At 68.4% G+C, this 26,046-nt stretch carries 21 protein-coding genes; 13 read left to right on the forward strand and 8 right to left on the reverse strand.

Going from position 1 to position 26,046, the window contains the following annotated elements; translation table 11 throughout:
- Nucleotides 1-56: 56 nt before the first annotated feature.
- From IG194_RS12030 to IG194_RS12050, 5 genes are all read right to left on the reverse strand, one after another.
- Nucleotides 57-1,478, reverse strand: coding sequence for a cbb3-type cytochrome c oxidase subunit I (locus IG194_RS12030; protein WP_009614895.1), 1,422 nt, complete (start codon nt 1,476-1,478; stop codon nt 57-59).
- Between the two features lie 2 nt (nt 1,479-1,480).
- A complete protein-coding gene (locus IG194_RS12035; RefSeq protein ID WP_043270323.1) occupies nt 1,481-1,921 on the reverse strand; it encodes a c-type cytochrome in 441 nt (146 codons plus the stop codon).
- A 114-nt stretch (nt 1,922-2,035) separates the two neighbouring features.
- Entirely contained in the window at nt 2,036-2,284 is a 249-nt protein-coding gene (locus IG194_RS12040) for a cytochrome C oxidase subunit IV family protein (protein ID WP_009614890.1), read from the reverse strand.
- A complete protein-coding gene (locus IG194_RS12045) occupies nt 2,281-2,874 on the reverse strand; it encodes a cytochrome c oxidase subunit 3 (protein WP_043314683.1) in 594 nt (197 codons plus the stop codon). Before IG194_RS12045 ends, IG194_RS12040 begins: the two co-directional genes overlap by 4 nt.
- The gene (locus IG194_RS12050) at nt 2,858-3,652 is read right to left on the reverse strand and encodes a CbbQ/NirQ/NorQ/GpvN family protein (RefSeq protein ID WP_009614887.1); all 795 of its coding nucleotides are present in this window, start codon (nt 3,650-3,652) and stop codon (nt 2,858-2,860) included. Before IG194_RS12050 ends, IG194_RS12045 begins: the two co-directional genes overlap by 17 nt.
- A gap of 198 nt (nt 3,653-3,850) precedes the next feature.
- On the opposite strand from IG194_RS12050, the gene IG194_RS12055 reads away from it, so the two are divergent.
- The 7 genes from IG194_RS12055 to IG194_RS12085 all read left to right on the forward strand — a co-directional run bounded on the left by IG194_RS12055 (nt 3,851) and on the right by IG194_RS12085 (nt 11,945).
- On the forward strand, nt 3,851-4,162 hold the full coding sequence (locus IG194_RS12055) for a c-type cytochrome (protein WP_009614885.1): 312 nt from the start codon (nt 3,851-3,853) through the stop codon (nt 4,160-4,162).
- A 117-nt stretch (nt 4,163-4,279) separates the two neighbouring features.
- On the forward strand, nt 4,280-6,379 hold the full coding sequence (gene nosR / locus IG194_RS12060; RefSeq protein WP_082996374.1) for a transcriptional regulator NosR: 2,100 nt from the start codon (nt 4,280-4,282) through the stop codon (nt 6,377-6,379).
- Nucleotides 6,380-6,416: 37 nt separating this feature from the next.
- Nucleotides 6,417-8,330, forward strand: a complete 1,914-nt coding sequence (gene nosZ, locus IG194_RS12065) for a TAT-dependent nitrous-oxide reductase (protein WP_009614880.1) — start codon at nt 6,417-6,419, stop codon at nt 8,328-8,330.
- A 75-nt stretch (nt 8,331-8,405) separates the two neighbouring features.
- Nucleotides 8,406-9,677: a nitrous oxide reductase family maturation protein NosD gene (locus tag IG194_RS12070; RefSeq protein WP_058487804.1), complete on the forward strand. Its 1,272-nt coding sequence runs from the start codon at nt 8,406-8,408 to the stop codon at nt 9,675-9,677.
- On the forward strand, nt 9,674-10,588 hold the full coding sequence (locus tag IG194_RS12075) for an ATP-binding cassette domain-containing protein (RefSeq protein ID WP_058487805.1): 915 nt from the start codon (nt 9,674-9,676) through the stop codon (nt 10,586-10,588). Before IG194_RS12070 ends, IG194_RS12075 begins: the two co-directional genes overlap by 4 nt.
- Nucleotides 10,585-11,409 (forward strand): ABC transporter permease, encoded by an 825-nt coding sequence (locus IG194_RS12080; RefSeq protein WP_009614874.1) that lies wholly within the window; start codon nt 10,585-10,587, stop codon nt 11,407-11,409. The genes IG194_RS12075 and IG194_RS12080 overlap by 4 nt, the downstream gene beginning before the upstream one ends.
- 23 nt (nt 11,410-11,432) lie before the next feature.
- The gene (locus IG194_RS12085; protein ID WP_058487806.1) at nt 11,433-11,945 is read left to right on the forward strand and encodes a nitrous oxide reductase accessory protein NosL; all 513 of its coding nucleotides are present in this window, start codon (nt 11,433-11,435) and stop codon (nt 11,943-11,945) included.
- A 5-nt stretch (nt 11,946-11,950) separates the two neighbouring features.
- Here IG194_RS12085 and IG194_RS12090 read toward each other — a convergent pair whose 3' ends face one another.
- Nucleotides 11,951-14,803, reverse strand: a complete 2,853-nt coding sequence (locus tag IG194_RS12090) for an EAL domain-containing protein (RefSeq protein ID WP_058487807.1) — start codon at nt 14,801-14,803, stop codon at nt 11,951-11,953.
- A 179-nt stretch (nt 14,804-14,982) separates the two neighbouring features.
- Between IG194_RS12090 and uvrD the strand changes: the two genes are divergently transcribed.
- Nucleotides 14,983-17,163 carry a DNA helicase II gene (gene uvrD, locus IG194_RS12095; protein ID WP_058487808.1) on the forward strand — a complete coding sequence of 727 codons (2,181 nt, stop codon included), beginning with the start codon at nt 14,983-14,985 and terminating at the stop codon, nt 17,161-17,163.
- Between the two features lie 477 nt (nt 17,164-17,640).
- On the opposite strand, the gene IG194_RS12100 is transcribed toward uvrD, so the two are convergent.
- The gene (locus IG194_RS12100) at nt 17,641-19,398 is read right to left on the reverse strand and encodes a cation:proton antiporter (RefSeq protein WP_043314673.1); all 1,758 of its coding nucleotides are present in this window, start codon (nt 19,396-19,398) and stop codon (nt 17,641-17,643) included.
- 249 nt (nt 19,399-19,647) lie between these two features.
- On the opposite strand from IG194_RS12100, the gene IG194_RS12105 reads away from it, so the two are divergent.
- From IG194_RS12105 to IG194_RS12115, 3 genes are all read left to right on the forward strand, one after another.
- Complete coding sequence (locus IG194_RS12105; RefSeq protein WP_058487809.1) at nt 19,648-20,517, forward strand: Tim44 domain-containing protein; 870 nt, start codon at nt 19,648-19,650, stop codon at nt 20,515-20,517.
- 824 nt (nt 20,518-21,341) lie between these two features.
- Complete coding sequence (locus IG194_RS12110; protein WP_009614862.1) at nt 21,342-21,743, forward strand: SMI1/KNR4 family protein; 402 nt, start codon at nt 21,342-21,344, stop codon at nt 21,741-21,743.
- A 104-nt stretch (nt 21,744-21,847) separates the two neighbouring features.
- A complete protein-coding gene (locus tag IG194_RS12115; RefSeq protein ID WP_009614860.1) occupies nt 21,848-22,060 on the forward strand; it encodes a YgdI/YgdR family lipoprotein in 213 nt (70 codons plus the stop codon).
- 7 nt (nt 22,061-22,067) lie between these two features.
- On the opposite strand, the gene IG194_RS12120 is transcribed toward IG194_RS12115, so the two are convergent.
- Entirely contained in the window at nt 22,068-22,730 is a 663-nt protein-coding gene (locus IG194_RS12120) for a GntR family transcriptional regulator (RefSeq protein WP_058487810.1), read from the reverse strand.
- Nucleotides 22,731-22,980: 250 nt separating this feature from the next.
- Here IG194_RS12120 and IG194_RS12125 point away from each other — a divergent pair, with 250 nt between their 5' ends.
- Together IG194_RS12125 and IG194_RS12130 are read left to right on the forward strand one after the other, a co-directional pair.
- Nucleotides 22,981-24,375 (forward strand): aspartate aminotransferase family protein, encoded by a 1,395-nt coding sequence (locus IG194_RS12125; protein ID WP_058489674.1) that lies wholly within the window; start codon nt 22,981-22,983, stop codon nt 24,373-24,375.
- A gap of 266 nt (nt 24,376-24,641) precedes the next feature.
- On the forward strand, nt 24,642-26,024 hold the full coding sequence (locus IG194_RS12130; RefSeq protein ID WP_058487811.1) for a glutamine synthetase family protein: 1,383 nt from the start codon (nt 24,642-24,644) through the stop codon (nt 26,022-26,024).
- Nucleotides 26,025-26,046 lie beyond the last annotated feature (22 nt).

Here is a 26,046-nt window from a genome sequence, read left to right on the forward strand (position 1 = left end):
CGGCCTCGCGAAAAAAAGGGCCCGCTGCCAGGCAGAGGGGCCCCGGGGGAGGGAACTCAACCGGCCTGCTGCGCCACGCCCACCGCGATGCGGCCGCGCTGGCGGAAGCTCAGCAGGTAGCAGATCAGCCCGATGAGGAAGCCGAAGCCGGCGTACAGGCGCAGCCAGAAGAACACCTTCAGCTGCTCCACCGTGGCCATGAACGGCATGGCCGCGCCGTCGGCCGGCATCCGCTGCAGCCACACCTGCACCACGCCGGCGGCGGTCAGCAGCAGGGTGATCAGCAGCATGGAGATGGTCATCAGCCAGAAGGCCCAGATCTCCAGGCTCTGCGCCCGGGCGTCGGCCGCCTCGCCGATCCCGCGCAGGCGCGGCATGGCGTAGCTGATCAGGGTGATCACGATCATCACGTAGGCGCCGTAGAACGCCAGGTGGCCGTGGGCCGCGGTCAGCTGGGTGCCGTGGGTGTAGTAGTTCACCGGGGCCAGGGTGTGCAGGAAGCCCCACACGCCGGCGCCGAGGAACGCGGTCACCGTGGTGCCCAGGGCCCAGAGCGAGGCGGCCTTGTTCGGGTGCTCGCGGCGACGGCGGCGCACCATGTTGAAGGCGAACAGCACCATGGCGAAGAACGGCAGCGGTTCAAGGGCCGAGAAGATCGAGCCGAGCCACAGCCACACGCCCGGCGCGCCGATCCAGAAGTAGTGGTGGCCGGTGCCGATGATGCCGGTGATCAGGGCCATGGCGATGATCACGTAGAGCCACTTCTCCACCACCTCGCGGTCGACGCCGGTGACCTTGATCAGCACGAAGGCCAGCATCGAGCCCATGATCAGCTCCCACACGCCTTCCACCCACAGGTGCACCACCCACCACCAGTAGTACTTGTCGCGGGCCAGGTTCTCCGGGTTGTAGAAGGAGAACAGGAAGAACACCGCCAGGCCCACCAGGCCGGTCATCATCACCACGCTGACCACCGTCTTGCGGCCCTTCAGCAAGGTCATGCCGATGTTGTAGAGGAAGCCCAGGGCGACCACGACTATGCCCAGCTTGGTGATGGTCGGCTGTTCGAGGAACTCCCGGCCCATGGTCGGCAGCAGCTCGTTGTGGGTCAGCCTGGCCAGCCCCGCGTAGGGCACCAGCAGGTAGCCGAGGATGGTCAGCACGCCGGCGATGGCGAACACCCAGAACAGCACGATCGCCAGTTTCGGGCTGTGCAGTTCGCGGTCGGCCTCCTCCGGCACCAGGTAGTAGGCCGCGCCCATGAAGCCGAACAGCAGCCAGACGATCAGCAGGTTGGTGTGCACCATGCGCGCGACGTTGAACGGGATGGCCGGGAACAGGAAGTCACCGACCACGTACTGCATGCCCATGACCAGGCCGAAGACGATCTGCCCGACGAACAGCATCAGGGCGAACACGAAGTACGGCTTGGCCACCGCTTGCGAAGCGAATTTCAGATGGGGATTGCCCGGGTTCATGCTCAACCCTCCTTGTTCGGCGGCCATTTGTTGGTATCGATCTTCGAGGTCCAGCGCAGGAAGGCCGCCAGGTCCGTCACCTCCTGGTCGCTGAGGTGGAACTGCGGCATCTGCCGGCGCCCGGGGATGCCCAGCGGCTGCATCTTCATCCAGGCGGCGAGGAAGCTGTCGAAGGCGGCGTCACCGCCGCGGCGGCCGATCACGTTGCCCAGCTCCGGCGCGAAGTAGGCGCCCTCGCCCAGCAGCGAATGGCAGCCGACGCAGTTGTTCTGCTCCCACACCAGCTTGCCGCGCACCACCGACTCGGTCAGCTCGGCCTGGTTGGTGCGTTTGGGGAAGGTGGTTTCGGTGTGATAGGTCAGGGCGAGAAACACCAGGAAGAAGAAAACGCCTCCCCCCAGGTATATGTTCCTCGCCATGCCCTTGGTGAAGGTGTCTGACATGGGGTCCTCCTCGGTCTCGATTTGCGGCCATTCTAGGAAGGCCCCCGGGCCGATCCGCTTGATGGCGATCAAGAAAGACCAATGCTTCCTGTCAGGTATTTATTTTCAGGGAAATCAGTAGCTTGCATGGACGGCCAGGAGGAGCACGGCGAGCGCCAGCGGCCAGCCGAGCAGCAGCCGGCGCCACAGCGCCGGGCCGTGGCCCAGCTCCATGAAGCGCAGCACGATGAGCCAGGCCTTGCCCAGCGCCAGCAGCAGGATGCTCGCCACCGGCAGCAGCGCGCTGGCGGCGTGGTTGCCGAGCCAGATGCCGGCCAGCGCCAGCGGCACCAGCAACGCCCAGGCCAGGGCCAGCGACCTCATGGCAGCGGCGCCAGCACGTAGACCAACGGGAACAGCATCACCCACACCAGGTCGACCATGTGCCAGTACAGCGCCCCGGACTCCAGCCCGCCGAGGGCGCCCTGGGCATAGGCGCCGCGCAGGCAGCGCAGGGCCATCCAGCCGAGGATCACCAGGCCCAGCCAGACGTGCAGGAAGTGGAAGCCGGTGACCAGCCAGAACAGCGTGAAGAAGGTGCTGTGCTCCAGGTCCAGCCCGCGCTGCGCCAGGTGCAGGTATTCGCCGGCCTTCAGCCAGACGTGCAGCAGCCCGAGCGCCAGCGCCGCCAGCAGCAGGAAGCCGGCGCGGCGCTGGTAGCCGCGGCGCACCAGCTCCACCGCGGCGGCGGCGAGGAAGCCGGCGGTCAGCAGGCTCAGCGTCAGGGCCAGGCCCAGGGACAGGTCCAGCGCCGCGCGGCCGGCGCGGAAGCCCTCGGCATCCAGGCGCTGGGCCACGGCGAAGACCAGGATGAGGATGGCGAAGACGCTCAGCTCGGCGAGGATGAACAGCCACATCGCCAGGTCTCCCGGCAGGCGCCGGGTGCCGGCCAGGGCCTCAGGCGAAGTGGACATCGACCAGGTCCATCAGCGCGGCGACGGTGCCCTCGTCGTCGGACAGCGGCTCGGCCAGCCCGGCGCGGCAGGCCTCGCGCGGCGCCAGCCCGGCGTGGATCAGCCGCGCGGTGAGCACCAGCAGGCGCGTCGAACAGACTTCCTCCAGCTCCTGCCGCCCCAGGCGGCGCAGGGCCACGCCCAGCTGCGCCAGGCGCTGGGCCAGCTCGCGGTCGACGTTGGCCTCGCGGGCGATGATGCCCGCCTCCACCTCCGCCGCCGGGTAATCGAAGCGCAGCGCCACGAAGCGCTGGCGGGTGCTCGGCTTCATGCCCTTGAGCAGGTTCTGGTAGCCGGGGTTGTAGGACACCACCAGCATGAAGCCGGGCGGCGCCACCAGCGACTCGCCGGTGCGCTCGATGAACAGCTCGCGGCGGTCGTCCGCCAGCGGGTGCAGTACCACCACCGTGTCCTGGCGCGCCTCGACCACCTCGTCGAGGTAGCAGATGCCGCCCTCGCGCACCGCGCGGGTCAGCGGGCCGTCCTGCCACCAGGTGCCGTCGCTGCCGATCAGGTGGCGGCCGACCAGGTCCGCCGCCGACAGGTCGTCGTGGCAGGCCACGGTGTACAACGGCCGGCCCAGGCGCTGCGCCATGTGCTGGACGAAGCGCGTCTTGCCGCAGCCGGTGGGGCCCTTGATCAGCACCGGCATGCCTTGCGCCGCGGCTTCGCCGAACAGCGTCACCTCGTTGCCGCTGGGCTGGTAGAAGAGCGGAAGTTCCTGGGCGGGGGCGTTCATGGGCGGGGGTTCTCCATCGGGTTCCACGGCTTGGCACGCTAGCCAGCGCGACGATCCGCCTCAAGCGCCGCGCCGGAAGTTCTTGATCCCCATCAAGCGTTTGCGCCACGGGCCCCTCCTAGAATCGCAGCCACCGCCGGGGGGACGCCGGCACCTGGATCCGGCGCTGCGGCGCCAAGCCTGCGAGGAAAGAGAACCATGAACAAAGCAATGGCCGTACTGCTGGCCGCCGGGTTGCTGGCACAGGCGCCAGCCTTCGCCAGCAGCGCCGAGGACCTGTTCAAGGCCAAGGCCTGCGTGGCCTGCCACACGCTGGACAAGAAACTGGTGGGCCCGGCCTTCCATGACGTGGCGAAGAAGTACGGCGACCAGTCCGACGGCGTGGCCCATGTGATGCACAGCATCCGCAAGGGCAGCCAGGGCGTCTGGGGCGCGATGCCGATGCCGCCCAACGCCGTCAGCGAGGACGAGGCCAAGACCCTTGCCGAGTGGATAGTCACGCTCAAGTAGTAGTTGTTGCGCAGGGGAGGAAACCCGATGGCCGCCGACCAGGATGCCCACTGTAGTACGGAGCCCGACGCCGGCCGCAAAGGCGCCGTCCGGTGCCTCCATCTGCTGCTGGGCTGGCTGTTGCTACTGGTCGGCCTGGCCGCCCAAGGCGCCGAACTCAGCGACCTGGAGCGCACGCGCATCACCCAGGTGTTCCCCGGCGTAGAACGCATCGGCGATGCCGAGGGCGAGTTCGGCGTGCGCCGCCTGTTCAAGGGCGACGAGCTGCTCGGCTACGCCTTCCAGAGCATCCGCGTCACCCAGATGCCGGCCTATTCCGGCAAGCCGATCAACCTGCAGGTGATCCTCGATCCCCATGCGGTGATCCGCGATGCCTATGTGCTGGAACACCACGAGCCGATCCTGCTGATCGGCATTCCCGTCGAGAAACTGCACGCCTTCACCGCCGGCTATGCCGGCGTGCGGGCCGACCAGCGCGTGGTGGTCGGCCGCTCCAGCGACGCCCGGACGACTACCATCGATGCCGTCGCCGGCGCCACTGTCACAGTCATGGTGGTCAACGAAATCGTCATGCGCGCCGCCCATACCGTGGCGGTGTCCCTGGGGCTGATCGAGGACGGCGGCAGCGTCCGGCCCAAACCCGCGCAGGTGCGCCTGGAGGCGTTCCAGCCAGCGACCTGGGCCGAGCTGACCGGCAACGGCGCGATCCGCCGCCTGCAACTGAACCGCGGGCAGATCGACGACGCCTTCAAGGGCACCGAGGCCGCCAGCGTCGGCGCGGCCGATGCGGCGCACCGGGCGGACGACTTCATCGACCTCTACACCGCCCTGCTCAACCCGCCAACCATCGGCCGCAACCTGCTGGGCGAGCGCCAGTACCAGGAGCTGATGGACTCGCTGAAGCCCGGCGAGTACGCCATCGCCGTGCTGGGCAACGGCCAGTATTCGTTCAAGGGCTCCGGCTACGTGCGCGGCGGCATCTTCGACCGGGTGCAGCTGCGCCAGTTCGGCGACATCCTCAGCTTCCGCGACCTCGACTACCAGCGCCTGTCCGACGTCTATGCCGAGGGCATGCCGGCCTTCGCCGAGATGGCCATCTTCATCGTCCGCGCCCAGCACCGCTTCGACCCCGGCACGCCGTGGAACCTGGAGCTGCTGGTGCGCCGCCAGACCGGCCCGGTGGCCAGCCTGTTCACCAGCTTCGCCCTGCCCTACCAGACGCCCGAGGCCTACCTGCTGCGGCCGCAGCCCAGCGCCGAGGAACTGGCGGCCCTGGAAGAGGCCAAGCGCCCCCTGTGGCTGCGCATCTGGTACCAGAAGAGCTTCCAGATCGGCGTGCTGCTCGGCGCCCTGGCGCTGCTCGCCACCATCCTCTTCCTGCAGGACGCCCTGACCCGCCGGCCGCACCTGCTGCACTGGGTGCGCCGCGGCTACCTGGCCTTCACCCTGGTGTTCATCGGCTGGTACTGCCTGGGCCAGCTGTCGGTGGTCAACGTGCTGACCTTCGTCCACGCGTTGTTCGAAGGCTTCCGCTGGGAGCTGTTCCTCAGCGACCCCATCCTGTTCATCCTCTGGACCTTCACCGCCGCCAGCGTGCTGCTCTGGGGACGTGGCGTGTTCTGCGGCTGGCTGTGCCCGTTCGGCGCCCTGCAGGAGCTGCTCAACGAGGCCGCGCGCAAGCTGCGGGTGCCGCAGTTCGAGTTGCCCTTCGCGGTCCACGAGCGGCTCTGGGCGATCAAGTACATCATCCTGCTGGCGCTGTTCGGCCTGTCCCTCGAATCGCTCGCCACCGCCGAGCGCGCCGCCGAGGTGGAGCCGTTCAAGACCGCCATCACCCTGGGCTTCGCCCGCCAGTGGGGCTTCGTCGCCTACGCCGGCGGCCTGCTGCTGGTCAACCTGTTCACCCGCAAGGTCTATTGCCGCTACCTCTGCCCGCTCGGCGCGGCCCTGGCCATCCCCGGCAAGGCGCGCCTGTTCGACTGGCTCAAGCGGCGCAAGGAATGCGGCCAGCCCTGCCAACTGTGCGCCCGCGAGTGCGAGATCCAGGCCATTCACCCGGACGGCCGGATCAACGCCAACGAGTGCCACTACTGCCTCGACTGCCAGCTCACCTACCACGACCAGAACAAGTGCCCACCGCTGGTGAACAAGCGCAAGAAACGTAGCAAGCCGGAACCGGCGGACGACGGCGAGCGGATTGCCGTGCGCCAACTCTGAAGCGCCAATTCTGAATAGCAACTTGGGAGGAACGGACATGAACGAGAAGAAACACCCGCAGCCCGAAGACGCCAGCGGCTTCAGCCGCCGCGACTTCCTCGGCGCCTCGGCGGTCACCGGCGCCGCGGCGCTGGTCGGCGCCAGCGCCCTGGGCGGCGCGGTGATCCCGCGCGAGGCCTGGGCCGACACGGTCAAGGCGGCGCAGGCCAAGGCCCACGTCGGCCCCGGCGAGCTGGACGAGTACTACGGCTTCTGGAGCGGCGGCCACTCCGGCGAGGTTCGGGTGATCGGCGTCCCGTCGATGCGCGAGCTGATGCGCATCCCGGTGTTCAACGTCGACTCGGCCACCGGCTGGGGCCTGACCAACGAGAGCAAGCACATCCTCGGCGACAGCGCGCGCTTCCACAACGGCGACTGCCACCACCCGCACATCTCGATGACCGACGGCAAGTACGACGGCAAGTACCTGTTCATCAACGACAAGGCCAACAGCCGTGTCGCGCGCATCCGCCTGGACATCATGAAGTGCGACAGGATCGTCACCATCCCCAACGTCCAGGCCATCCACGGCCTGCGCCTGCAGAAGGTGCCGCACACCAAGTACGTGTTCTGCAACGCCGAGTTCATCATTCCCCACCCCAACGACGGCTCCAGCTTCGACCCCGGCGCGGACAACGCCTTCACCATGTACAACGCCATCGATGCCGAGACCATGGAGGTGGCCTGGCAGGTGATAGTCGACGGCAACCTCGACAACACCGACATGGACTACACCGGCCGCTTCGCCGCCTCCACCTGCTACAACTCGGAGAAGGCGGTGGACCTGGCCGGCATGATGCGCAACGAGCGCGACTGGGTGGTGGTGTTCGACATCCCGCGCATCGAGGCCGAGATCAAGGCCAAGCGCTTCGTCACCCTGGGCGACTCCAAGGTCCCGGTGGTCGACGGCCGCAGGAAAGACGGCAAGGACAGCGTGGTGACGCGCTACATCCCGGTGCCGAAGAACCCCCACGGCCTGAACACCTCGCCGGACGGCAAGTACTTCATCGCCAACGGCAAGCTGTCGCCGACCTGCAGCATGATCGCCATCGACAAACTGCCGGACCTCTTCGCCGGCAAGCTCAAGGACCCGCGCGAGGTCGTAGTCGCCGAGCCGGAGCTGGGCCTGGGCCCGCTGCACACCACCTTCGACGGCCGCGGCAACGCCTACACCACGCTGTTCATCGACAGCCAGCTGGTGAAGTGGAACCTGGAGGACGCGGTGCGCGCCTACAAGGGCGAGAAGGTCGACTACATCCGCCAGAAGCTCGACGTGCACTACCAGCCGGGGCACAACCACGCCTCGCTCTGCGAGACCCGCGAGGCCGACGGCAAGTGGGTGGTGGTGCTGAGCAAGTTCTCCAAGGACCGCTTCCTGCTCACCGGCCCGCTGCACCCGGAGAACGACCAGCTGATCGACATCTCCGGCGACGAGATGCAACTGGTCCACGACGGCCCCACCTTCGCCGAGCCGCACGACTGCATCCTCGCCCGCCGCGACCAGATCAAGCCGCGCAAGATCTGGTCGCGCGACGACCCCTTCTTCGCCCCGACCGTGGCCCGGGCGAAGAAGGACGGCATCGACCTGCTCAAGGACAACAAGGTCATCCGCGACGGCAAGCAGGTGCGCGTGTACATGACTTCCATGGCGCCCACCTACGGGATCACCGAGTTCACCGTGAAGCAGGGCGACGAGGTCACGGTGACCATCACCAACCTCGACGAGATCGAGGACGTGACCCACGGCTTCGTCATGGTCAACCACGGCGTGAGCATGGAGATCAGCCCGCAGCAGACCTCGTCCATCACCTTCGTCGCCGACAGGCCCGGGGTGCACTGGTACTACTGCAGCTGGTTCTGCCATGCCCTGCACATGGAAATGGTCGGCCGCATGCTGGTGGAAAAGGCCTGATACGGGCCGCTGGCGCTGCCGGGCTCGGGGGCCCGGCAGCCGCCACCTGCAAACGCCCCCGGAGGATGCTTCCGCGTGCCCACTTCCCGCGCCTGCCTCGCCCTGCTGCTGACGCTGGCCAGCCCCGCGCTGGCCGCGCTGCAGCCGATCGACGAGCTGCCCCTGCGCGCGGCCGGCGAAGGACAGTGGACGCTGGCGGCCGGCACCTACGCCGGCCGCTTCCTCATCGACCGGCCCATGCGCCTGCGCTGTGAAGACGGCGCCACTTTCGACGGCCAGGGCGAGGGCAGCACCCTCACCGTGCGTAGCGCCGACGTCAGCGTCGAAGGCTGCCGGGTGCGCAACTGGGGCCGCAACCTGACCGACATGGACTCGGCGATCTTCGTCGAGAAGCGCGCCCGCGGCGTGGTCCTGCGCAACAACCGGCTGCAGGGCCCGGGCTTCGGCATCTGGCTCGACGCCAGCGAAGACGCCCAGGTGCTGGACAACCGCATCGAGGGCGATGCGCGGCTGCGCTCCCAGGACCGCGGCAACGGCATCCACCTCTACGCGGTGCGCAACGCCCTGGTGCGCGGCAACCGGGTGCGCCACACCCGCGACGGCGTCTACATCGATACCGCCAACGACAGCGCCATCGAGCACAACCGCCTGGAAGACCTGCGCTACGGCGTGCACTACATGTTCACCAACGACAGCCGGGTGATCGGCAACCTGACCCGCCACACCCGCACCGGCTACGCGCTGATGCAGAGCCGCAAGCTCAGCGTGATCGGCAACCGCTCGGTGGACGACGAGAACTACGGCATCCTGATGAACTACATCACCTATTCGACCCTCGAAGGCAACCGCGTCGAGGGCGTGCGCAGCGGCAGCGGCGTGACCGGCGAAGGCATGATCGCCGGCGCCGAGGGCAAGGCCCTGTTCATCTACAACTCGCTGTACAACCGCATCGAGGGCAACCGCCTGGCCGGCAGCGCCCTGGGCATCCACCTGACCGCGGGCTCGGAGGACAACCGCATCGCCGGCAACGCCTTCGTCGGCAACCGCCGGCAGGTGCTCTACGTGGCCAACCGCACCCAGGAATGGTCGGCCGACGGCCGCGGCAACTACTGGAGCGACTACCTGGGCTGGGACCGCGACGACGACGGCCTGGGCGACGTCTTCTACGAGCCCAACGACAACGTCGACCGCCTGCTGTGGCTGTACCCGCAGGTGCGCCTGCTGCTCGCCAGCCCATCCATCGAACTGCTGCGCTGGGTGCAGCGCGCCTTCCCGGTGACGCGCTCGCCGGGGGTGCGCGACAGCCACCCGCTGATGCGCGAACCGCAAGCGGAGGCGAGCCCATGAAGCTGCTGCAAATAGAAGGCGCGAGCCTGCGCTACGGGGCCTTCACCGCCCTGCACGGGCTCGACCTGGACCTGGCCGCCGGCGAGGTGCTCGGCCTGCTCGGCCACAACGGCGCCGGCAAGACCACCAGCATCAAGCTGATGCTCGGCCTGCTGCGCCCCGACGAAGGCCAGGTGCGGGTGTTCGGGCGCGCCGCCGACGACCCCGCGGTGCGCCGCCAGCTCGGTTTCCTCCCGGAGAACGTCACCTTCTACCCGCAGCTGACCGGCCGAGAAACCCTGCGCCACTTCGCCCGCCTGAAGGGCGCGGCCCCCGCCGAGGTGGACGCGCTGCTGGAACAGGTGGGCCTGGCCCAGGCCGCCGACCGGCGCCTGAAGACCTACTCCAAGGGCATGCGCCAGCGCCTCGGCCTGGCCCAGGCGATCCTCGGCCGGCCGCGCCTGCTGCTGCTCGACGAGCCCAGCGTGGGCCTCGACCCGCTGGCCACAGTCGAGCTCTACCGCCTGCTCGACCGCCTGCGCAACCAGGGCACCGGGGTCATCCTCTGCTCCCACGTGCTGCCCGGCGTCGAATCCCACATCGACCGCGCCGCCATCCTCGCCAACGGCCGCCTGCTGACCTGCGGCAGCCTCGCCGAGCTGCGCCGCGAAGCCGGGCTGCCGACGCGCATCCGCCTCGCCGGGCCGCGCAACGAACGCTGGCTGGCCCACTGGCGCGACAGCGGCTACAGCGTGCGCGCCCTGGACGGCGGGCGCATCGAACTGCTGGCCGCCGCAGAACGGCAGCGCCGCCTGCTGCAGGCGCTGCTGGAAGAACAGCCCGAGGGCCTGGAGGTGCTGCCGCCCTCGCTGGAGGACCTCTACCTGCACCACATGCAGGGCGCCGCGCGCGCCTGCGGAGAAACAGCATGACGCCGGTCTGGCACATCGCCCGCAAGGAACTGGCCGACGGCCTGCGCAACCGCTGGCTGCTGGCGATCAGCCTGCTGTTCGCCCTGCTCGCCGTGGGCATCGCCTGGTTCGGCGCGGCCACCGCCGGGCAGGTGGGCTTCACCTCGATCCCGGCGACCATGGCCAGCCTCGCAAGCCTGGCCACCATCCTCATGCCGCTGATCGCCCTGCTGCTGGCCTACGACGCCATCGTCGGCGAGGAGGAAGGCGGCACCCTGCTGCTCCTGCTGGCCTACCCGCTGAGCCGCGGCCAGCTGCTGCTGGGCAAGTTCCTCGGCCACGGGCTGATCCTCGCCCTGGCCACCCTGCTCGGCTTCGCCGCCGCCGCGCTGTCCATCGCCGTGCTGGTGGCGGACATCCAGCTGTCGCAGCTGCTGTGGGCCTTCGCCCGCTTCATCCTGTCCTCCACCCTGCTCGGCTGGGCCTTCCTGGCCATGGCCTACGCGCTGAGCAGCCGCGTGAGCGAGAAGTCCACCGCCGCCGGCCTGGCGCTGGGCCTGTGGTTCTTCTTCGTGCTGCTCTTCGACCTCGCCCTGCTGGCCCTGCTGGTGCTCGGCAAGGGCCGCATCAGCCCCGAACTGCTGCCCTGGCTGCTGCTGCTCAACCCCACCGACATCTACCGCCTGATCAACCTCTCCGGCCTCGGCCCGGAGATCGACGGCGTGCTGGTCCTGGGCCGCGACCTGCCGGTGCCCGGCGCCGTGCTCTGGCTGGCCCTGGCGGCCTGGACGCCGGCGGCGCTGGCCCTGGCCTACCGGCTCTTCCGGCGCCGCCCGGCCTGAACCCCCACTCCAAGGAGCCCCCGATGCCGCTGCCCCGCCTCTATCTCGCCGCCGCCCTGTTCAGCCTGCTGCTCGCCGGTTGCGGCGACGGCCGCCAGGACGCCGCCGACCTCGCCCCGGTGCCCTTCCACAACGGCGACGAATGCCACGTCTGCGGCATGCTCATCGACGGCTTCCCTGGGCCCAAGGGCGAGGCCGTGAGCGCCGGCAAGGTGCGCAAGTTCTGCTCCACCGCCGAGCTGCTCGGCTGGTGGCTGCAACCGGAGAACCGCCACGACGGCCAGCGCCTGTACGTGCACGACATGGCCCGCAGCGACTGGAACCACCCGGACGACCGCCACCTGATCGACGCCACCAGCGCCTACTACGTGGTGGGCATCCAGCGCCCCGGGGCGATGGGCGCCACCCTCGCCTCCTTCGGCAACCAGGCCGACGCCGAGCGCCTGGCCAAGGCCGAAGGCGGCCGCGTGCTGCGCTTCAGCGAGATCGACCAGGCCGTGCTGCAGGGCGTGAGCGGCGACCACGCGCACCGCTGAGCGGCCTAGCCCGGCCGCTGGCCGTGGGCCTCGAGGAAGGCGGTGAAGGCCGCCGGCGCCAGCGGCGGGCTGATCAGGTAGCCCTGGATCTCGTCGCAGCGGTGCTGGCGCAGGAAGTCCAGCTGCTCCTGGCGCTCCACGCCCTCGGCCACCACCTTCAGCTCCAGGCTGTGGACCATGGCGATGATGGCGCGGGTGATGGCGGCGTCCTCGCCCTGGGCGGACAGGTCGCGGATGAAGGTCTGGTCGATCTTCACGTAGTCCACCGGGAAGCGCTTGAGGTAGCTGAGCGAGGAATAGCCGGTGCCGAAGTCGTCGATGGCCAGCTTCACGCCCATCTCGCGCAGCTGGCGGAAGGTGGTGCTGACGCTCTCGACGTTCTCCAGCAGCTGGCTCTCGGTGATCTCCAGCTCCAGCAGCCGCGGCTCCAGGCCGGTTTCGTCGAGCACGGTGCGCACCAGGCTGACCAGGTTGCCCTGGCGCAGCTGGTGCACCGAGAGGTTCACCGACACCCGCAGCTCGGCCAGGCCGCGGGCCTGCCAGGTGCGCCCCTGGTGGCAGGCGCGGCGCAGCACGAACTCGCCGATGGCGCCGATCAGCCCGGTTTCCTCGGCCAGGGGGATGAAGTCGCCGGGCGGGATCATGCCCTGCAGCGGGTGGCGCCAGCGCACCAGGGCCTCGGCGCTGTCCAGGCGGCCGTTGGCCAGGTTCAGCTTGGGCTGGTAGTGCACCTCCAGCTGGCCGTCCTCGACGGCCTTGCGTAGCTGCACTTCCAGCTGCAGGCGCTCCAGGGTGCAGGCCTGGAGGTTGTCGGTGAAGAACTGGAAGGTGTTGCCGCCCAGGTGCTTGGCGTGCTGCATGGCCATGTTCGCCTGGCTCATCAGCGCGGAAATCTCCCGCGCGTTCTCCGGCAGCAGGCTGATGCCCAGGGAGGCGCTGAGCATCAGCTCCTCGCCGGCGACGCTCATCGGCATGCGCAGGCGCGTCAGCAGGCGGCTGGACAGGCGCGCCAGGGCCGAGAGGCTGGAATAGGAATCCACCAGCACGGCGAACTCGTCGGCCGACAGCCGGGCGATGGTGTCCGCCTCCGGCACCGCCTGGGTCAGGCGCCGGGCGATCTGCCGCAGCAACTGGTCGCCGACCTCGTGGCCGAGGCTGTCGTTGAGCAGCTTGAAGCGGTCCAGGTCGATCAGCAGCAGGGCCAGGCTGCGCCCGCTGTGCCGCGCGCGCTGGCCGGCATCGTGCAGGCGCTGCTTGAACAGGCCGCGGTTGGCCAGGCCGGTGAGCTCGTCGTAGTGCGACAGGTAGCGCAGGCGCTCCTCGGCGTCGCGGCGCGCGGTGAGGTCGGCGAAAAAGCCCACCACGTGGGACAGCTGGCCGCGGTTGTCGCGCACCATGTTCAGCTGCAGCCATTGCGGGTAGGGCTCGCCGTTCTTGCGCGTCTCCAGCAGCTCGCCCTGCCAACTGCCGGCGCGCTCCAGCTCCTCGCGGATCAGCAGGTACTGGCGGCGCGTCTCGGGGTTGCCGGAAAGGCTGGTGGCGACCTGGCCGATCACCTCTTCCGGGCGGTGCCCGGTGACGCGGCTGAAGGCCTGGTTGACCGCCAGCAGGCGGTAGTCGGCGTCGAGGATGACGATGCCCTCGCTGGCCGCCTCGAACACCGTGGCGGCCAGGCGCTGCTCCTCCTCGCGGCGCTTGCGCGCGCTGACGTCGCAGCGGGTGCCGACCATCCGCGTGACCTTGCCACGGGCGTCGCGGGCCATCACCCGGCCGCGGTCCTCGACCCACACCCAGTGGCCGTCGGCGTGGCGCACGCGGTATTCGACGCGGTAGCCGTCGGTGCGCCCGCGCAGGTGGTCGGCCAGGGCCCGGCGCAGCAGCGGCACGTCGTCCGGATGCAGCAGCGGGCGCAGGTCGGCGCGCATGCTGCGCACCGCGTCCTGGTCCAGGCCGAAGATTTCCCGCAGGCGCGAGTGGTGCACCTCGTCGGTGCGCAGGTTCCAGTCCCACAGCCCCAGCTCGCTGGCCTCCAGGGCCATGGCCAGGCGCGCCTGGCTGTCGCTCAGCTCGACGCTGCCGGCCTCGACCCGCACCTGCAGCTGGTCGCGCGCCTCGCGTAGGGCGCGTTCGGCGCTGCGGCGCTGCTCGACCTCGCGGCCCAGGTCCTGGTTGAGGGCTTCCGCGCGGCCCTTGGCCTGCTCCAGGTGGTCTACCAGCGCAAGGGTCTGGAAGCGCCGCAGCAGGCTGCCCTGGACCAGCCGGTTGACCTGCCAGGCCACCACCAGCAGGGCCGACAGCAGGATCACGCCGAGCACGCCCCAGCCCTGCTGCAGGTCGCTGCCCTTGAGCAGCAGGTAGCCGATGGAGGGCAGCAGGCAGGGCAAGGCGAAGGTCAGGAAGGCCGGCAGGCTCACGGCGTAGGCGACGCTGGCGGAGAGGATGGCCGCGGCGATCAGGCCGAACACCAGGGCCTGCTGCAGGAAGGCGTCGGGCGGCACCAGGGCGATGGCGGCGAAGGCCAGGGTCAGCCCCGAGGCGCCGGCGCCGAAGAGGAACGCCCGCTGCCAGTGCGCTTCGGCCTGGCGCTGCGGCTCGGCGTTGTGGAAGGCGGCGACCTGGATCAGCCGCATCACCGCCAGCAGCACCAGCCACACCAGCCAGCCGGACAGCAGCAGGCCGTCCTGGCTGTGCCAGAGCAGGCCGGCGCAGGCCAGGCCGTTGAGCAGCATGAGCAGGGTCGGCACCCGCGAGCCCTGGTAGAGCAGGCGGGTGCGCTCGATGGCCAGTTCGTGGGCGTATTGCTGGCGGATCTCGGCCTGGCTGAAAGGCGCGGCCGAGGTATCCAGGTATGCGGTCATAGGCGGCTTTTTCTTGTAGTGGTCGGCCTTGGCGTGGCCCGAGCATAACCGAGGCGGCAGGGTCGCCCAAGCTCGGGAAAGCGGCAATATGCCAGCAAATCGCTGAACTTTCGTCGGGCAGGTGCCGGACGGCGCTTTGGTTTGCCGGGCTTTCCCCGCCATCGGTAGAATGCCGCCCCATGAACGACGACCTCTCCCTCCTGCTCAACTCCCTCAACGACCCGCAGCGCCAGGCCGTGGCCGCGCCGCTGGGCCACCAGCGCGTGCTCGCCGGCGCCGGCTCGGGCAAGACCCGCGTGCTGGTGCACCGCATCGCCTGGCTGATCCAGGTGGAGCACGCCTCGCCCCACAGCATCCTGGCGGTGACCTTCACCAACAAGGCAGCGGCGGAGATGCGCGCGCGCATCGAGCAGTTGCTGGGCATCAACCCGGCGGGCATGTGGGTCGGCACCTTCCACGGCCTGGCCCACCGCCTGCTGCGCGCCCACTGGCGCGAGGCCGGGCTGCCCGAGGGCTTCCAGATCCTCGACAGCGACGACCAACTGCGCCTGGTCAAGCGCGTGGTGCGCGAACTGGGCCTGGACGAGCAGCGCTGGCCGCCGCGCCAGGCGCAGTGGTTCATCAACGCGCAGAAGGACGAGGGCAACCGCCCGCAGAACATCCAGGCCAGCGGCGACCTCTACCTGGCCACCATGGTCAGCGTCTACCAGGCCTACGAAGAGGCCTGCGCCCGCGCCGGGGTGGTCGACTTCGCCGAGCTGCTGCTGCGCTCGCTGGACCTGTGGCGCAACGACCCCGGCCTGCTGGCGCACTACCAGCGGCGCTTCCGGCACATCCTGGTGGACGAGTTCCAGGACACCAACGCCGTGCAATACGCCTGGCTGCGCCTGCTCGCCAAGGGCGGCGAGAGCCTGATGGTGGTGGGCGACGACGACCAGTCGATCTACGGCTGGCGCGGCGCCAAGATCGAGAACATCCAGCAGTTCGCCGACGACTTCGCCGGCACCGAGGACATCCGCCTGGAGCAGAACTACCGCTCCACCGCCACCATCCTCAAGGCCGCCAACGCCCTGATCGCCAACAACCACGGGCGCCTGGGCAAGGAACTCTGGACCGACGGGGTGGATGGCGAGCCCATCACCCTCTACGCCGGCTTCAACGAGCACGACGAGGCCCGCTACATCGTCGAGACCATCGAGGACGCCCTGCGCAAGGACGGCCTCAAGCGCAGCGAGATCGCCATCCTCTACCGCTCCAACGCACAGTCGCGGGTGCTGGAAGAGGCCCTGCTGCGGGAGAAGATCCCCTACCGCATCTACGGCGGCCAGCGCTTCTTCGAGCGCGCCGAGATCAAGAACGCCCTGGCCTACCTGCGCCTGATCCGCCTGCGCGACGACGACGCCGCGCTGGAACGGGTGGTCAACATCCCGCCGCGCGGCATCGGCGAGAAGACCGTCGAAGCCATCCGCAACGCCGCGCGGCTCAACGGCACCTCCATGTGGCGCGCGATCAACGACGTGATCGCCGCGAAAGCCGTGACCGGCCGCGCCGCCAGCGCGCTCAACGGCTTCCTCGAGACCGTCGACCTGCTGGCCCAGCAGGTCGAGGGCATGCCGCTGCACCGGATGACCCAGACGGTCATCGAGCAGTCCGGGCTGATCAGCTACCACAAGGAAGAAAAGGGCGAGAAGGGCCAGGCCCGGGTGGAGAACCTGGAGGAACTGGTCAGCGCCGCCCGCGCCTTCGAGAACCCCGAGGACGAGGACATCCCGCCGCTGGTGGCCTTCCTCGACCACACCGCGCTGGAGGCCGGCGACACCCAGGCCGACGCCTTCGAGGACAGCGTGCAGCTGATGACCCTGCACAGCGCCAAGGGCCTGGAATTCCCCCTGGTGTTCCTGGCCGGCATGGAAGAAGGCCTGTTCCCGCACAAGATGAGCCTGGAAGAGCCCGGCCGCCTGGAAGAGGAACGCCGCCTGGCCTACGTCGGCATCACCCGCGCCATGCAGCGCCTGGTGCTGACCTACGCCGAGACGCGCCGCCTGTACGGCAGCGAGACCTACAACAAGGTCTCGCGCTTCGTCCGCGAAATCCCGCCGGGCCTGATCCAGGAAGTGCGCCTGTCCAACTCGGTGAGCCGGCCGCTGTCCGGCAACCAGCGCAGCGGCAGCCTGTTCAGCGGCGCCGGCGTGCCGGAAACCCCCTTCGCCCTCGGCCAGTCGGTACGCCACCCGTTGTTCGGCGACGGGGTGATCCTCAACTTCGAAGGCTCCGGCGCCCAGGCCCGGGTGCAGGTGAACTTCGACAGCGAAGGCAGCAAGTGGCTGATGCTCGGCTACGCCAAGCTGGAGGCGGTGTAGAGCCACCTCCCCCCAACGCCAGGCATCACCTGTAGGAGCGGACTCCGTCCGCGATTTCGCGCGCAGGGCGCGCTCCTACAGGGGAGTGGCGCGGGTGGCGCAGCGTAGGAGCGGATCTCATCCGCGAATCGCGCCGGAACATCCGGCTATCGCGGACAAGGTCCGCTCCTACGCTATCCCCATACCTGTAGGAGCGGGCCCTGCCCGCGAATCGCGCGCAGGGCGCGCTCCTACAGGGGAGTGGCGTGGGTGGCGCAGCGTAGGAGCGGATCTCATCCGCGAATCGCGCCGAGACATCCGGCTATCGCGGACAGAGTCCGCTCCACACCATCCGGCAAGTCCCGTAGGATGGGTTGAGCGAAGCGATACCCATCACCACCGCGACCGCATGGGTTTCGCAAGCTCAACCCATCCTACGAAAAGCCCCTCGGCGCGGTTTCGTGGGGCGTATAGTCCGGCCGCATCGCCCCGGCACGCTCAATGCCCGCCCTTGCCCTGCTCCAGGGTTTCCAGCAGGGCGATCTGCATCCGCGAATGCAGGCGGATGAACCAGCGCCAGCCCACCGCCAGCGCCAGCGCGGCCACCAGGCCCACCACCACCAGCAGCTCGCCCGGCGGCAGGATGCTCGAGCTGAGCGCCGCCAGCAGCAGCATCATGCCGCCCAGGGACAGCAGCGGGATCATCTCGGCGATCACCCGGCGTACCCGCGCGGTGTGGCGCCCGGCGCTCTCGGCCTTCACGCCCATTTCCGCCAGCAGCATGGCCAGCGCCTTGAGCTTGCGGTAGGCGGCGATCAGGAAAGGCAGCGACAGCAGCAGCGCGGCGCCCCAGATCAGCGCCTTGTGCAGCGCCTCGTGCTCGACCCAGTTGGCCAGCCACTCGGCGATCCGCCCGGCGAAGAACGCCAGGCCGAAGAAGATGGCGATCACCAGCACCAGGTTCACCCCCACCTGCAGCAGGATGCGCCGGATCATCCCGGCCAGCACCGCCTTGTCGCCGCGCGGGCGGATGCTGCGCAGCCACTCGCCGTACAGGCCGAACACCCGCACCATGGGCGAAGGCAGGGTGCGCCCCAGGTACAGCGCCAGGGGGTCGGCGGAGCGGATCAGGTAGGGCGTCAGCAGGGTGGTGATGGCCGACACGCCGACCACCACCGGGTAGAGGAAGTCGCTGGTCACCCCCAGGCTCATGCCCAGGGCGGCGATGATGAAGGAGAACTCGCCGATCTGCGACAGGCCCATGCCCACGCGCATCGAGGTGCGCCCGTCGTTGCCGGCGATGTAGGCGCCGGTGCCGCAGGACACCAGCTTGCCCAGCACCACCACCAGGGTGATGACCAGGATCGGCGCGGCGTAGTCCACCAGCACCCGCGGGTCGATGGTCAGGCCGATGGCGACGAAGAAGATGGCGCTGAACATGTCGCGCACCGGCTCCATCAGCCGCTCGATCTGCACCAGCTGGCGCGACTCGGCCATGATCGCGCCGATCAGGAAGGCGCCCAGCACCACGCTGTATTCCAGCTTGATCACCAGCAGGCAGAAGCCGAAGCACAGGCCGAGCACCGTCACCAGCAGCATCTCGTTGCTCTCGAACTTCGCTACGTAGGCCAGCAGGCGCGGCACCAGCAGGATGCCGACGACCAGCGCGACGACCATGAACAGGCTCAGCTTGCCCACCGTGGAGACCACCTGGTCGGCCTCCACCGCACCGCTCACGGCGATGCCGGAGAACAGCGCGATGATGCCGATGCCGAGGATGTCTTCGATGATCAGCACGCCGAAGATCAGCTGGGCGAAGCGCTCGTTCTTCAGCTTCAGGTCGCCCAGCACCTTGATGATGATGGTGGTCGAGGACATCGCCAGGATGGCGCCGAGGAACAGCGAGTCCATGGTGTTCCAGTCGAACAGCCGGCCGATCTCGAAGCCGGCCCAGATCATCAGGGTGATCTCCAGGAAGGCGGCGATGAACGCCGTGGCGCCGACCTGGAACAGCTTGCGCAGGGAAAACTCCAGGCCCAGGCAGAACATCAGGAAGATCACCCCAAGCTCGGCGAGGGTCTTGATGGTCTGCTCGTCGTGCACCAGGCCGAAGGGCGGCGTGTGCGGGCCGATGATCACCCCGGCGATGATGTAGCCGAGCACCACCGGCTGCTTGAAGCGGTGGCAGAGGATGGTGACGAAACCGGCGATCAGCATGATCACCGCCAGGTCCTGGATGAAGTCGATAGCGTGCATGGCGGCGGTCCTCGCGCGATGTGGCAGTGGGGGGATCGCGCGGCCAGCGGCCCCGCTAGGGCGCCAGCCTATCAAACGGCCAGCGTCTTCGAGGCCGCTGAAAAACCCGGTTACAGACCTTCGCAGCCCTTCTGGCCCAAGACCTGGCGCGGCGCAGGGGCAATAGCCGGAAACAAAATCCGGCTGGTTCCTGGCGGCCATGCTCGGCAACATGACGCGCGTCGTATTCCAACCAAGAGAATGACCCCAATGAAGCGCTTTCTCAGCCTTGCCATGGCCTTCTGTGTCGCCGTGACGCTCAGCCTCGACGTCAATGCCGCCAAACGTTTCGGCGGCGGCAAGAGCATGGGCTCGGCGCCGAGCCACCAGACCCGCCAGGTGCAACCGAACACCGCCCCGAACACCCCCAACGCCGCCGCTCCCGCAGCCGGTGCGGCCGCAGGTGCCGCCGCCGCTGGCGGCGCATCGCGCTGGCTCGGCCCGCTGGCCGGCATCGCCGCCGGTGGCCTGCTGGCCTCCATGTTCATGGGCGACGGCTTCCAGGGCATGCAGTTCCTCGACATCTTGATCATCGCCCTGATCGCCTTCATCGCCTTCCGCTTCATCGCCTCGCGCCGCCGCCAGCAGGCCCAGGGCCAGCCGGCGATGGCCGGCCATGCGCCGCAGCCGCGCGAGATGCCGGCCGCCCAGCCGTCGCCGTTCGGCGCCAGCGCCCGCCCGGCCGCCGCCGCTCCGGCGATCAACGCGCCGAGCTGGTTCGACGAGCAACGCTTCATCGGCGCCGCCCGCGAGCACTTCCTGTCCCTGCAACAGCACTGGGACGCCAACGAGATGGACAAGATCGCCGAGTTCGTCACCCCGCAGATGCTGCAGTGGCTGAAGCAGGAACGCGCCGAACTGGGCGACGGCTACCAGTCCACCTACATCGACAACCTGCAGGTGCAACTGGAAGGCGTCGACGACCAGGCCGACAAGACCATCGCCACCCTGACCTTCAGCGGCCTCTCCAAGACCTCGCGCTTCGACCAGGGCGAAACCTTCAGCGAAAGCTGGCGCATGGAGCGCGCCCAGGGCCAGGACCAGCCCTGGCTGCTGGCAGGCATCCGCCAGAACGGCTGATGGCTTCTGCCGTAGGGCTGTTCGCTTAAGCAAGAAAGAACGCCGTTTCCCTCCACCGGGAAACGGCGTTTTCGTATCTGGGCGGTATGCATGGGCCCTGTAGGAGCGAGCTTGCTCGCGAACAGTGGTTACCGGTGACGTAGGCGCTGCCAAGAGCGCCCTCTCCCCAACCCTCTCCCTGAAGGGAGAGGGGGCTGTTCGGAGTGGGTAGGGAGTTTGGAGTCATCCTGAGACGCCTAACCCCACCTCGTCATTCCCGCGAACGCGGGAACCCAGTGACTGGCGGGTTCGCGAGCAAGCTCGCTCCTACGAAAAGCAAAAGCAAAAGCGCGTTTGCTTTTGGACTTCCAGAGAAATAGCCGAGTGCACCGAAACGCCCCTTCAGAAGGCCGAGCGAAACCCGCGCTCAGGAGGTCATGCGACATGGATGTCGCGAGAGCCCCGCGGGCTACAGGGACGTACCCTCGGGGCGGGCCTCCGTGGCGGGGGAGTTCGTGAGGGTAGCCCGACTGTGTCGGGCCCGTATGTCGGGGCAAGCCTTTTTGGTTACTTTTGTGGCGACTGACAAAAGTGACTCGCCCGAGGGGGCGAAACAAAAAGTCTCCGCAGACTCGGAGCGGCGCGCTACACCAAGCCCCCAAGCCACTGGGTTCCGCGTTCGCGGGAATGACGGGTTGGAAGGATGGTGCCTGACTTCGACACCGCTCAGGACAGCCCCCACCCCAATCCCTTCCACTCGTCCGCCAGACACCCCCAACGTGAACTTGCGCCCAGGCCCGGCTACTACTGTATAAAGCGCCCCAGTCAATCGAGAGGCCCCTGCCGTGGAAGACGTCATCGACCAATTGCGTGAACTCAACGAGCCCGTCCCTGTCCCCCTGGAGCTGCCGGACGAGGAACTGCTGGTGGAGATCGAGGAAGAGCTGCTGATCGGCCTTCCGTCGGAATTCCGCGAGTTCCTCCTGAAGGTCAGCGACGTGGTCTACGGTCGCCTGGAGCCGGTCACGGTGACCGATCCGCACTCCCATACCTACCTGCCGGAGGTGGCCGCGGTGGCCTGGGCGATGGGCCTGCCGCGCGAGCTGATACCGCTCTGCGCCGATGGCGACGACTACTATGCGGTGGCCCAGGACGGCGAGGTGGTGCTCTGGGCGGACGGCGAACTGACCGAGGAAACCTGGGACTCGGTGTGGACCTGGGCACGCGACGTATGGTTGGACACCTGAGCCCGGAGCACTGAATTTCCAAGCGGAGCGGTTGTCACAGTGGCTACCGAGCGTGTACCCAAACCTTCTGCCAAGGCCGGTCCACGATGTCCCTTGGAGACTCTATGAAGCTGAAATTCCTACTCCTCAGCGCGCTGCTGTTCGGCCTGGCCGGCTGTGCCGACAAGGCCGTGGTGATGCTGAACGACGGCAGCGAGGTCCTGGTAAAGGACCATGCCGATTTCGACAAGTACCACGACTACTACGAATTCGAGCAGCTCGACGGGCAGACGATCCTCATCCGCAAGGAAAACGTCCGCTACATCAAGACCGAGTGACGCGCCCTCAGCGCGTCACGCTCGCCCCCGACTCCAGCGCCAGCAGATTCAGCAGGTATTGGCCGAAGTAGGCCAGGTCCTGCTCGATGGCCGCCCGCGCGCCGCGGGCATCGCCCCGCCGGATGGCGTCCAGGGCCTGGCCGTGGAAGTCGTTCAGGCGCAGCGACAGGTCGGCGCCGGTGAATAGCCGGTTGAAAAAGGGCCCGACCTGCAGCCACAGCGCCTCGATCATGCGCAATAGCGTAGGGTTGCCGCAGGCGCGGTAGAGCGTCAGGTGGAAGCGGCTGTTGTGCTCCAGGTAGGCCTGCACGTCGCGCCGCCGCACGGCCTCCTCCATGGCTTCGGTACAGGCCTGCAGGACCTCGATGTCCGCCTCTTGCAGGCGCGGCACCCCGTCCTCCACCGCGAGCCCCTCCAGTGACTGGCGAATCTGCAGGATCTGCAGGAAGCGCTCGCGGGTCATCAGCGGCACCCGCAGCGAGCGCTGCGGCTCGCCCTCCAGGGCGCCTTCGGCGACCAGCCGCTGCAACGCGGCGCGCACCGGCATCGGGCTGGTGCCCCATTCGTCGGCCAGATCGCGAATCTTCAACCGCTCGCCGGGCTGGAAGCGCCCGCTGAGCAGGGCCTGGCGCAGGTTCTGGTACAGCTGCTGCTGGAGGTTCTCGGCCATGGCGTCACTCCGCGCGGGCCGGCGGCGCCGGCAGTTGGGCGAAGGTCAGGCTGCAGTTGTGCGTCATTTTCTTTTCCCTTGTTCCGATCAGGCGCGCCAACTGGCCTTGCCAGTGCGCTCCCATGAGCCATTCTGTTTTGTGATCACAAATTCTGTTGAGAAGAAAGATTAACAGGCGTCCCGCAGCATGTATTGACTTTTTTGTGATCACAAATGGAAGATGTGCGAAAAAACGAACGAGGTGTGCAAGATGACCGCCAGCGGAATCGCCCAACAGGCCGTGGACGTATTCACTGCCCGCGAACGCCAACGCTTCCTGGAGCAGAACCCGAAATCCGTGGCCCTGGCCGAGCGCGCGCGCAACTCGCTGTACGCCGGCGTGCCCATGCACTGGATGGCCGACTGGTCCACCCCCTGCCCGCTGTTCGTCGAGCGCGCCAAGGGCGCCCGCTTCTACGACGTGGACGGCCACGAGTACGTCGACTTCTGCCTGGGCGACACCGGCACCATGTTCGGCCACTCGCCGGACCCGGTGGCCCGCGCCATCGCCGAGCAGGCCAACAACGGCCTGACCACCATGCTCCCGGGCGAAGACGCCGTGGTCTGCGGCGAACTGCTGGCCGCGCGCTTCGGCCTGCCGTTCTGGCAGGTCACCGCCACCGCCACCGACTCCAACCGCTACGTGCTGCGCTGGGCCCGCGCCATCACCGGGCGCAACACCCTGCTGGTGTTCGACGGCTGCTACCACGGCACCGTCGACGACGTCATGGTGCGCTACCGCGACGGCGAGACCGTGCCGCGCTCCGGCCTGGTCGGCCAGGCCTACGACCTGACCCAGTACAGCCGCTCCATCCCCTTCAACGACGTGGCAGCGCTGGAAGCCGCGCTGGCCAGGGGCGACGTCTGCGCCCTGCTGTGCGAGCCGGCGATGACCAACATCGGCATGGTCCTGCCCGACCCGGGCTTCCTGCAGAAGTGCCGCGAGCTGACGCGCAAGTACGGCGCGCTGCTGATCATCGACGAAACCCACACCATCTCCACCGGCATCGGCGGCTGCACGAAACTGTGGGACCTCGACCCGGACTTCTTCGTGGTCGGCAAGCCGATCGCCGGCGGCGTGCCCTGCGGCATCTTCGGCTGCAGCGCGGACATGGCCGAGAAGATGCTCGCCTCGCGGCAGAAGGCCCAGGAAGACAGCCATGGCCACGGCCACAGCGGCATGGGCACCACCCTCTCGGCCAACGCCCTGGCCATGCACTGCATGCGCGCCAACCTGGAACAGGTGATGACCCAGGCCGCCTACGACCACATGCTGCCGCTGGCCAGGCGCCTGGCCGACGGCTTCCGCCGGCTGATCGCCAAGCACGGCCTGAAGTGGTCGGTGACCGAGTTGGGCGCGCGCAGCGAGTTCCAGTTCTGCCCGGTCTCGCCGCGCACCGGCGCCGAGGCCGAAGCGGCCTTCCACGACGAACTGCAGATGGCCCTGCACCTGTACCTGATCAACCGCGGCATCCTGATCACGCCGTTCCACAACATGACCCTGTGCTGCCCGGACACCAGCGAAGCCGACGTCGACCGCCTGATCGACACCCTCGACGCGGGCATCACCGAGCTGCTGGCGATTCCCGGCGCACGCGAGGCTTGATGCAACGCGTCTCTGGGCCCGCTCGAAACACCGTCGCAGGAGCGCACTCCGTCCGCGATGCTTTCCGCCGCCTGCCGGCGGATCGCGGATGAATCCGCTCCTACAAGGAACAGGAGCAGCGCCGTCGTAGGATGGGTTGAGCGAAGCGATACCCATCACCACGGCAGCATGGGTTTCGCAGGCTCAACCCATCCTACGGTGCAGCCTACAAGACAGTTGCTCCTACAAAGCGAACATCCGGCGCGCCGCGCCAACCGAGGACCGCCATGCAATTCGCCGATCGAAAGGAAGCCGAAGCCTTCCTCGCCGCGCACCCCGAGGTGCGCAGCATCGAGCTGTTCATCATCGACGCCAACGGCATCCCGCGCGGCAAGCTGCTGCACCGCGACGAGCTGCTGGCCATCTACGACAACGGCCGGCCGCTGCCCAGCTCGATCCTCGCGCTCACCGTGCAGGGCGAGGACGTCGAAGGCACCGGGCTGGTCTGGGAAGTGGCCGACGCCGACTGCTGGACCTACCCGCTGCCCGGCAGCCTGACCCTGCAACCCTGGCGCAGCTCGCCCACCGGCCAGCTGCAGGTCAGCATGCACCCGACCCAGGGCCTGCCGGCCACCCCGGCGGACCCGCGCCAGGCCCTGGTGCGCGTGGTCGAGCGGCTCAAGGCCGAGGGCCTGCACCCGGTGATGGCGGTGGAACTGGAGTTCTACCTGCTGGACAAGCAGCGCGACGCCCAGGGCCGCCCGCAGCCGGCGCTGCAGATGAACGGCGTGCGCCCGCAGGCGCCGCAGGTCTACGGCGTGTATGAGCTGGAACAGGTGCAGCCCTTCCTCGACGACCTCTACGCCGCCTGCGAGGCCCAGGGCCTGCCGGTGCGCACGGCCATCTCCGAATACGCTCCCGGCCAGCTGGAACTGACCCTGGAGCACCGCTTCGACGTGCTCCAGGCCATCGACGAAGGCGTGCGCTACAAGCGCCTGGTCAAGGGCGTGGCCAACAAGCACGGGCTGCAGGCCTGCTTCATGGCCAAGCCGTTCGGCGACCGTGCCGGCAGCGGCATGCACCTGCACGTCAGCCTGGCCGACGAACAGGGCAACAACCTCTACGCCAGCGAGCTTTCCGACCTTGAAGGTCCGCAAGGCACGCCGCTGCTGCGGCACTCCATCGGCGGCATGATGGCCACCCTGCTCGACTCCCTCGCCATCTTCTGCCCCAACGCCAACTCCTTCCGCCGCTTCCAGGCCAACAGCTACGCGCCGCTGGCCAAGAGCTGGGGGGTGAACAACCGCACCGTGTCCTTCCGCGTGCCCGGCGGCCCGGCACACAGCCGGCACATCGAGCACCGCATCTGTGGCGCCGACGCCAACCCCTACCTGGCCGCCGCGGCGATTCTCGCCGGCATCCACAAGGGCATCCGCGAACAGCTCGACCCGGGCGCGGCCATCGAGGGCAACGGCTACGAGCAGGCCCGCGAGTTCCTGCCCACCGACTGGCTCACCGCGCTGCGCGCCCTGGAGGCCTCCAGCTGGGCCCGCGAGGCGCTGGGCGAGGAGTTCCTCAAGGTGTTCCTGGCCATCAAGTGGGAGGAATACCGGCAATTCATGGGCGAGGTCGGCGAGCAGGACTGGCGCTGGTACCTGCACCACGCCTGAGCCAGCGCGACCATCAGTCGCC

Source organism: Pseudomonas sp. ADPe (assembly GCF_014843515.1).
Taxonomy (GTDB): domain Bacteria; phylum Pseudomonadota; class Gammaproteobacteria; order Pseudomonadales; family Pseudomonadaceae; genus Pseudomonas; species Pseudomonas citronellolis.

Coding starts and splice junctions, on each gene's coding strand:
- IG194_RS12030 (WP_009614895.1), bottom strand. CDS start 1,478: ATGAACCCGGGCAATCCCCATCTGAAATTCGCTTCGCAAGCGGTGGCC.
- IG194_RS12035 (WP_043270323.1), bottom strand. CDS start 1,921: ATGTCAGACACCTTCACCAAGGGCATGGCGAGGAACATATACCTGGGG.
- IG194_RS12040 (WP_009614890.1), bottom strand. CDS start 2,284: ATGAGGTCGCTGGCCCTGGCCTGGGCGTTGCTGGTGCCGCTGGCGCTG.
- IG194_RS12045 (WP_043314683.1), bottom strand. CDS start 2,874: ATGTCCACTTCGCCTGAGGCCCTGGCCGGCACCCGGCGCCTGCCGGGA.
- IG194_RS12050 (WP_009614887.1), bottom strand. CDS start 3,652: ATGAACGCCCCCGCCCAGGAACTTCCGCTCTTCTACCAGCCCAGCGGC.
- IG194_RS12055 (WP_009614885.1), top strand. CDS start 3,851: ATGAACAAAGCAATGGCCGTACTGCTGGCCGCCGGGTTGCTGGCACAG.
- nosZ (WP_009614880.1), top strand. CDS start 6,417: ATGAACGAGAAGAAACACCCGCAGCCCGAAGACGCCAGCGGCTTCAGC.
- IG194_RS12075 (WP_058487805.1), top strand. CDS start 9,674: ATGAAGCTGCTGCAAATAGAAGGCGCGAGCCTGCGCTACGGGGCCTTC.
- IG194_RS12080 (WP_009614874.1), top strand. CDS start 10,585: ATGACGCCGGTCTGGCACATCGCCCGCAAGGAACTGGCCGACGGCCTG.
- IG194_RS12085 (WP_058487806.1), top strand. CDS start 11,433: ATGCCGCTGCCCCGCCTCTATCTCGCCGCCGCCCTGTTCAGCCTGCTG.
- IG194_RS12090 (WP_058487807.1), bottom strand. CDS start 14,803: ATGACCGCATACCTGGATACCTCGGCCGCGCCTTTCAGCCAGGCCGAG.
- uvrD (WP_058487808.1), top strand. CDS start 14,983: ATGAACGACGACCTCTCCCTCCTGCTCAACTCCCTCAACGACCCGCAG.
- IG194_RS12100 (WP_043314673.1), bottom strand. CDS start 19,398: ATGCACGCTATCGACTTCATCCAGGACCTGGCGGTGATCATGCTGATC.
- IG194_RS12105 (WP_058487809.1), top strand. CDS start 19,648: ATGAAGCGCTTTCTCAGCCTTGCCATGGCCTTCTGTGTCGCCGTGACG.
- IG194_RS12115 (WP_009614860.1), top strand. CDS start 21,848: ATGAAGCTGAAATTCCTACTCCTCAGCGCGCTGCTGTTCGGCCTGGCC.
- IG194_RS12120 (WP_058487810.1), bottom strand. CDS start 22,730: ATGGCCGAGAACCTCCAGCAGCAGCTGTACCAGAACCTGCGCCAGGCC.
- IG194_RS12125 (WP_058489674.1), top strand. CDS start 22,981: ATGACCGCCAGCGGAATCGCCCAACAGGCCGTGGACGTATTCACTGCC.
- IG194_RS12130 (WP_058487811.1), top strand. CDS start 24,642: ATGCAATTCGCCGATCGAAAGGAAGCCGAAGCCTTCCTCGCCGCGCAC.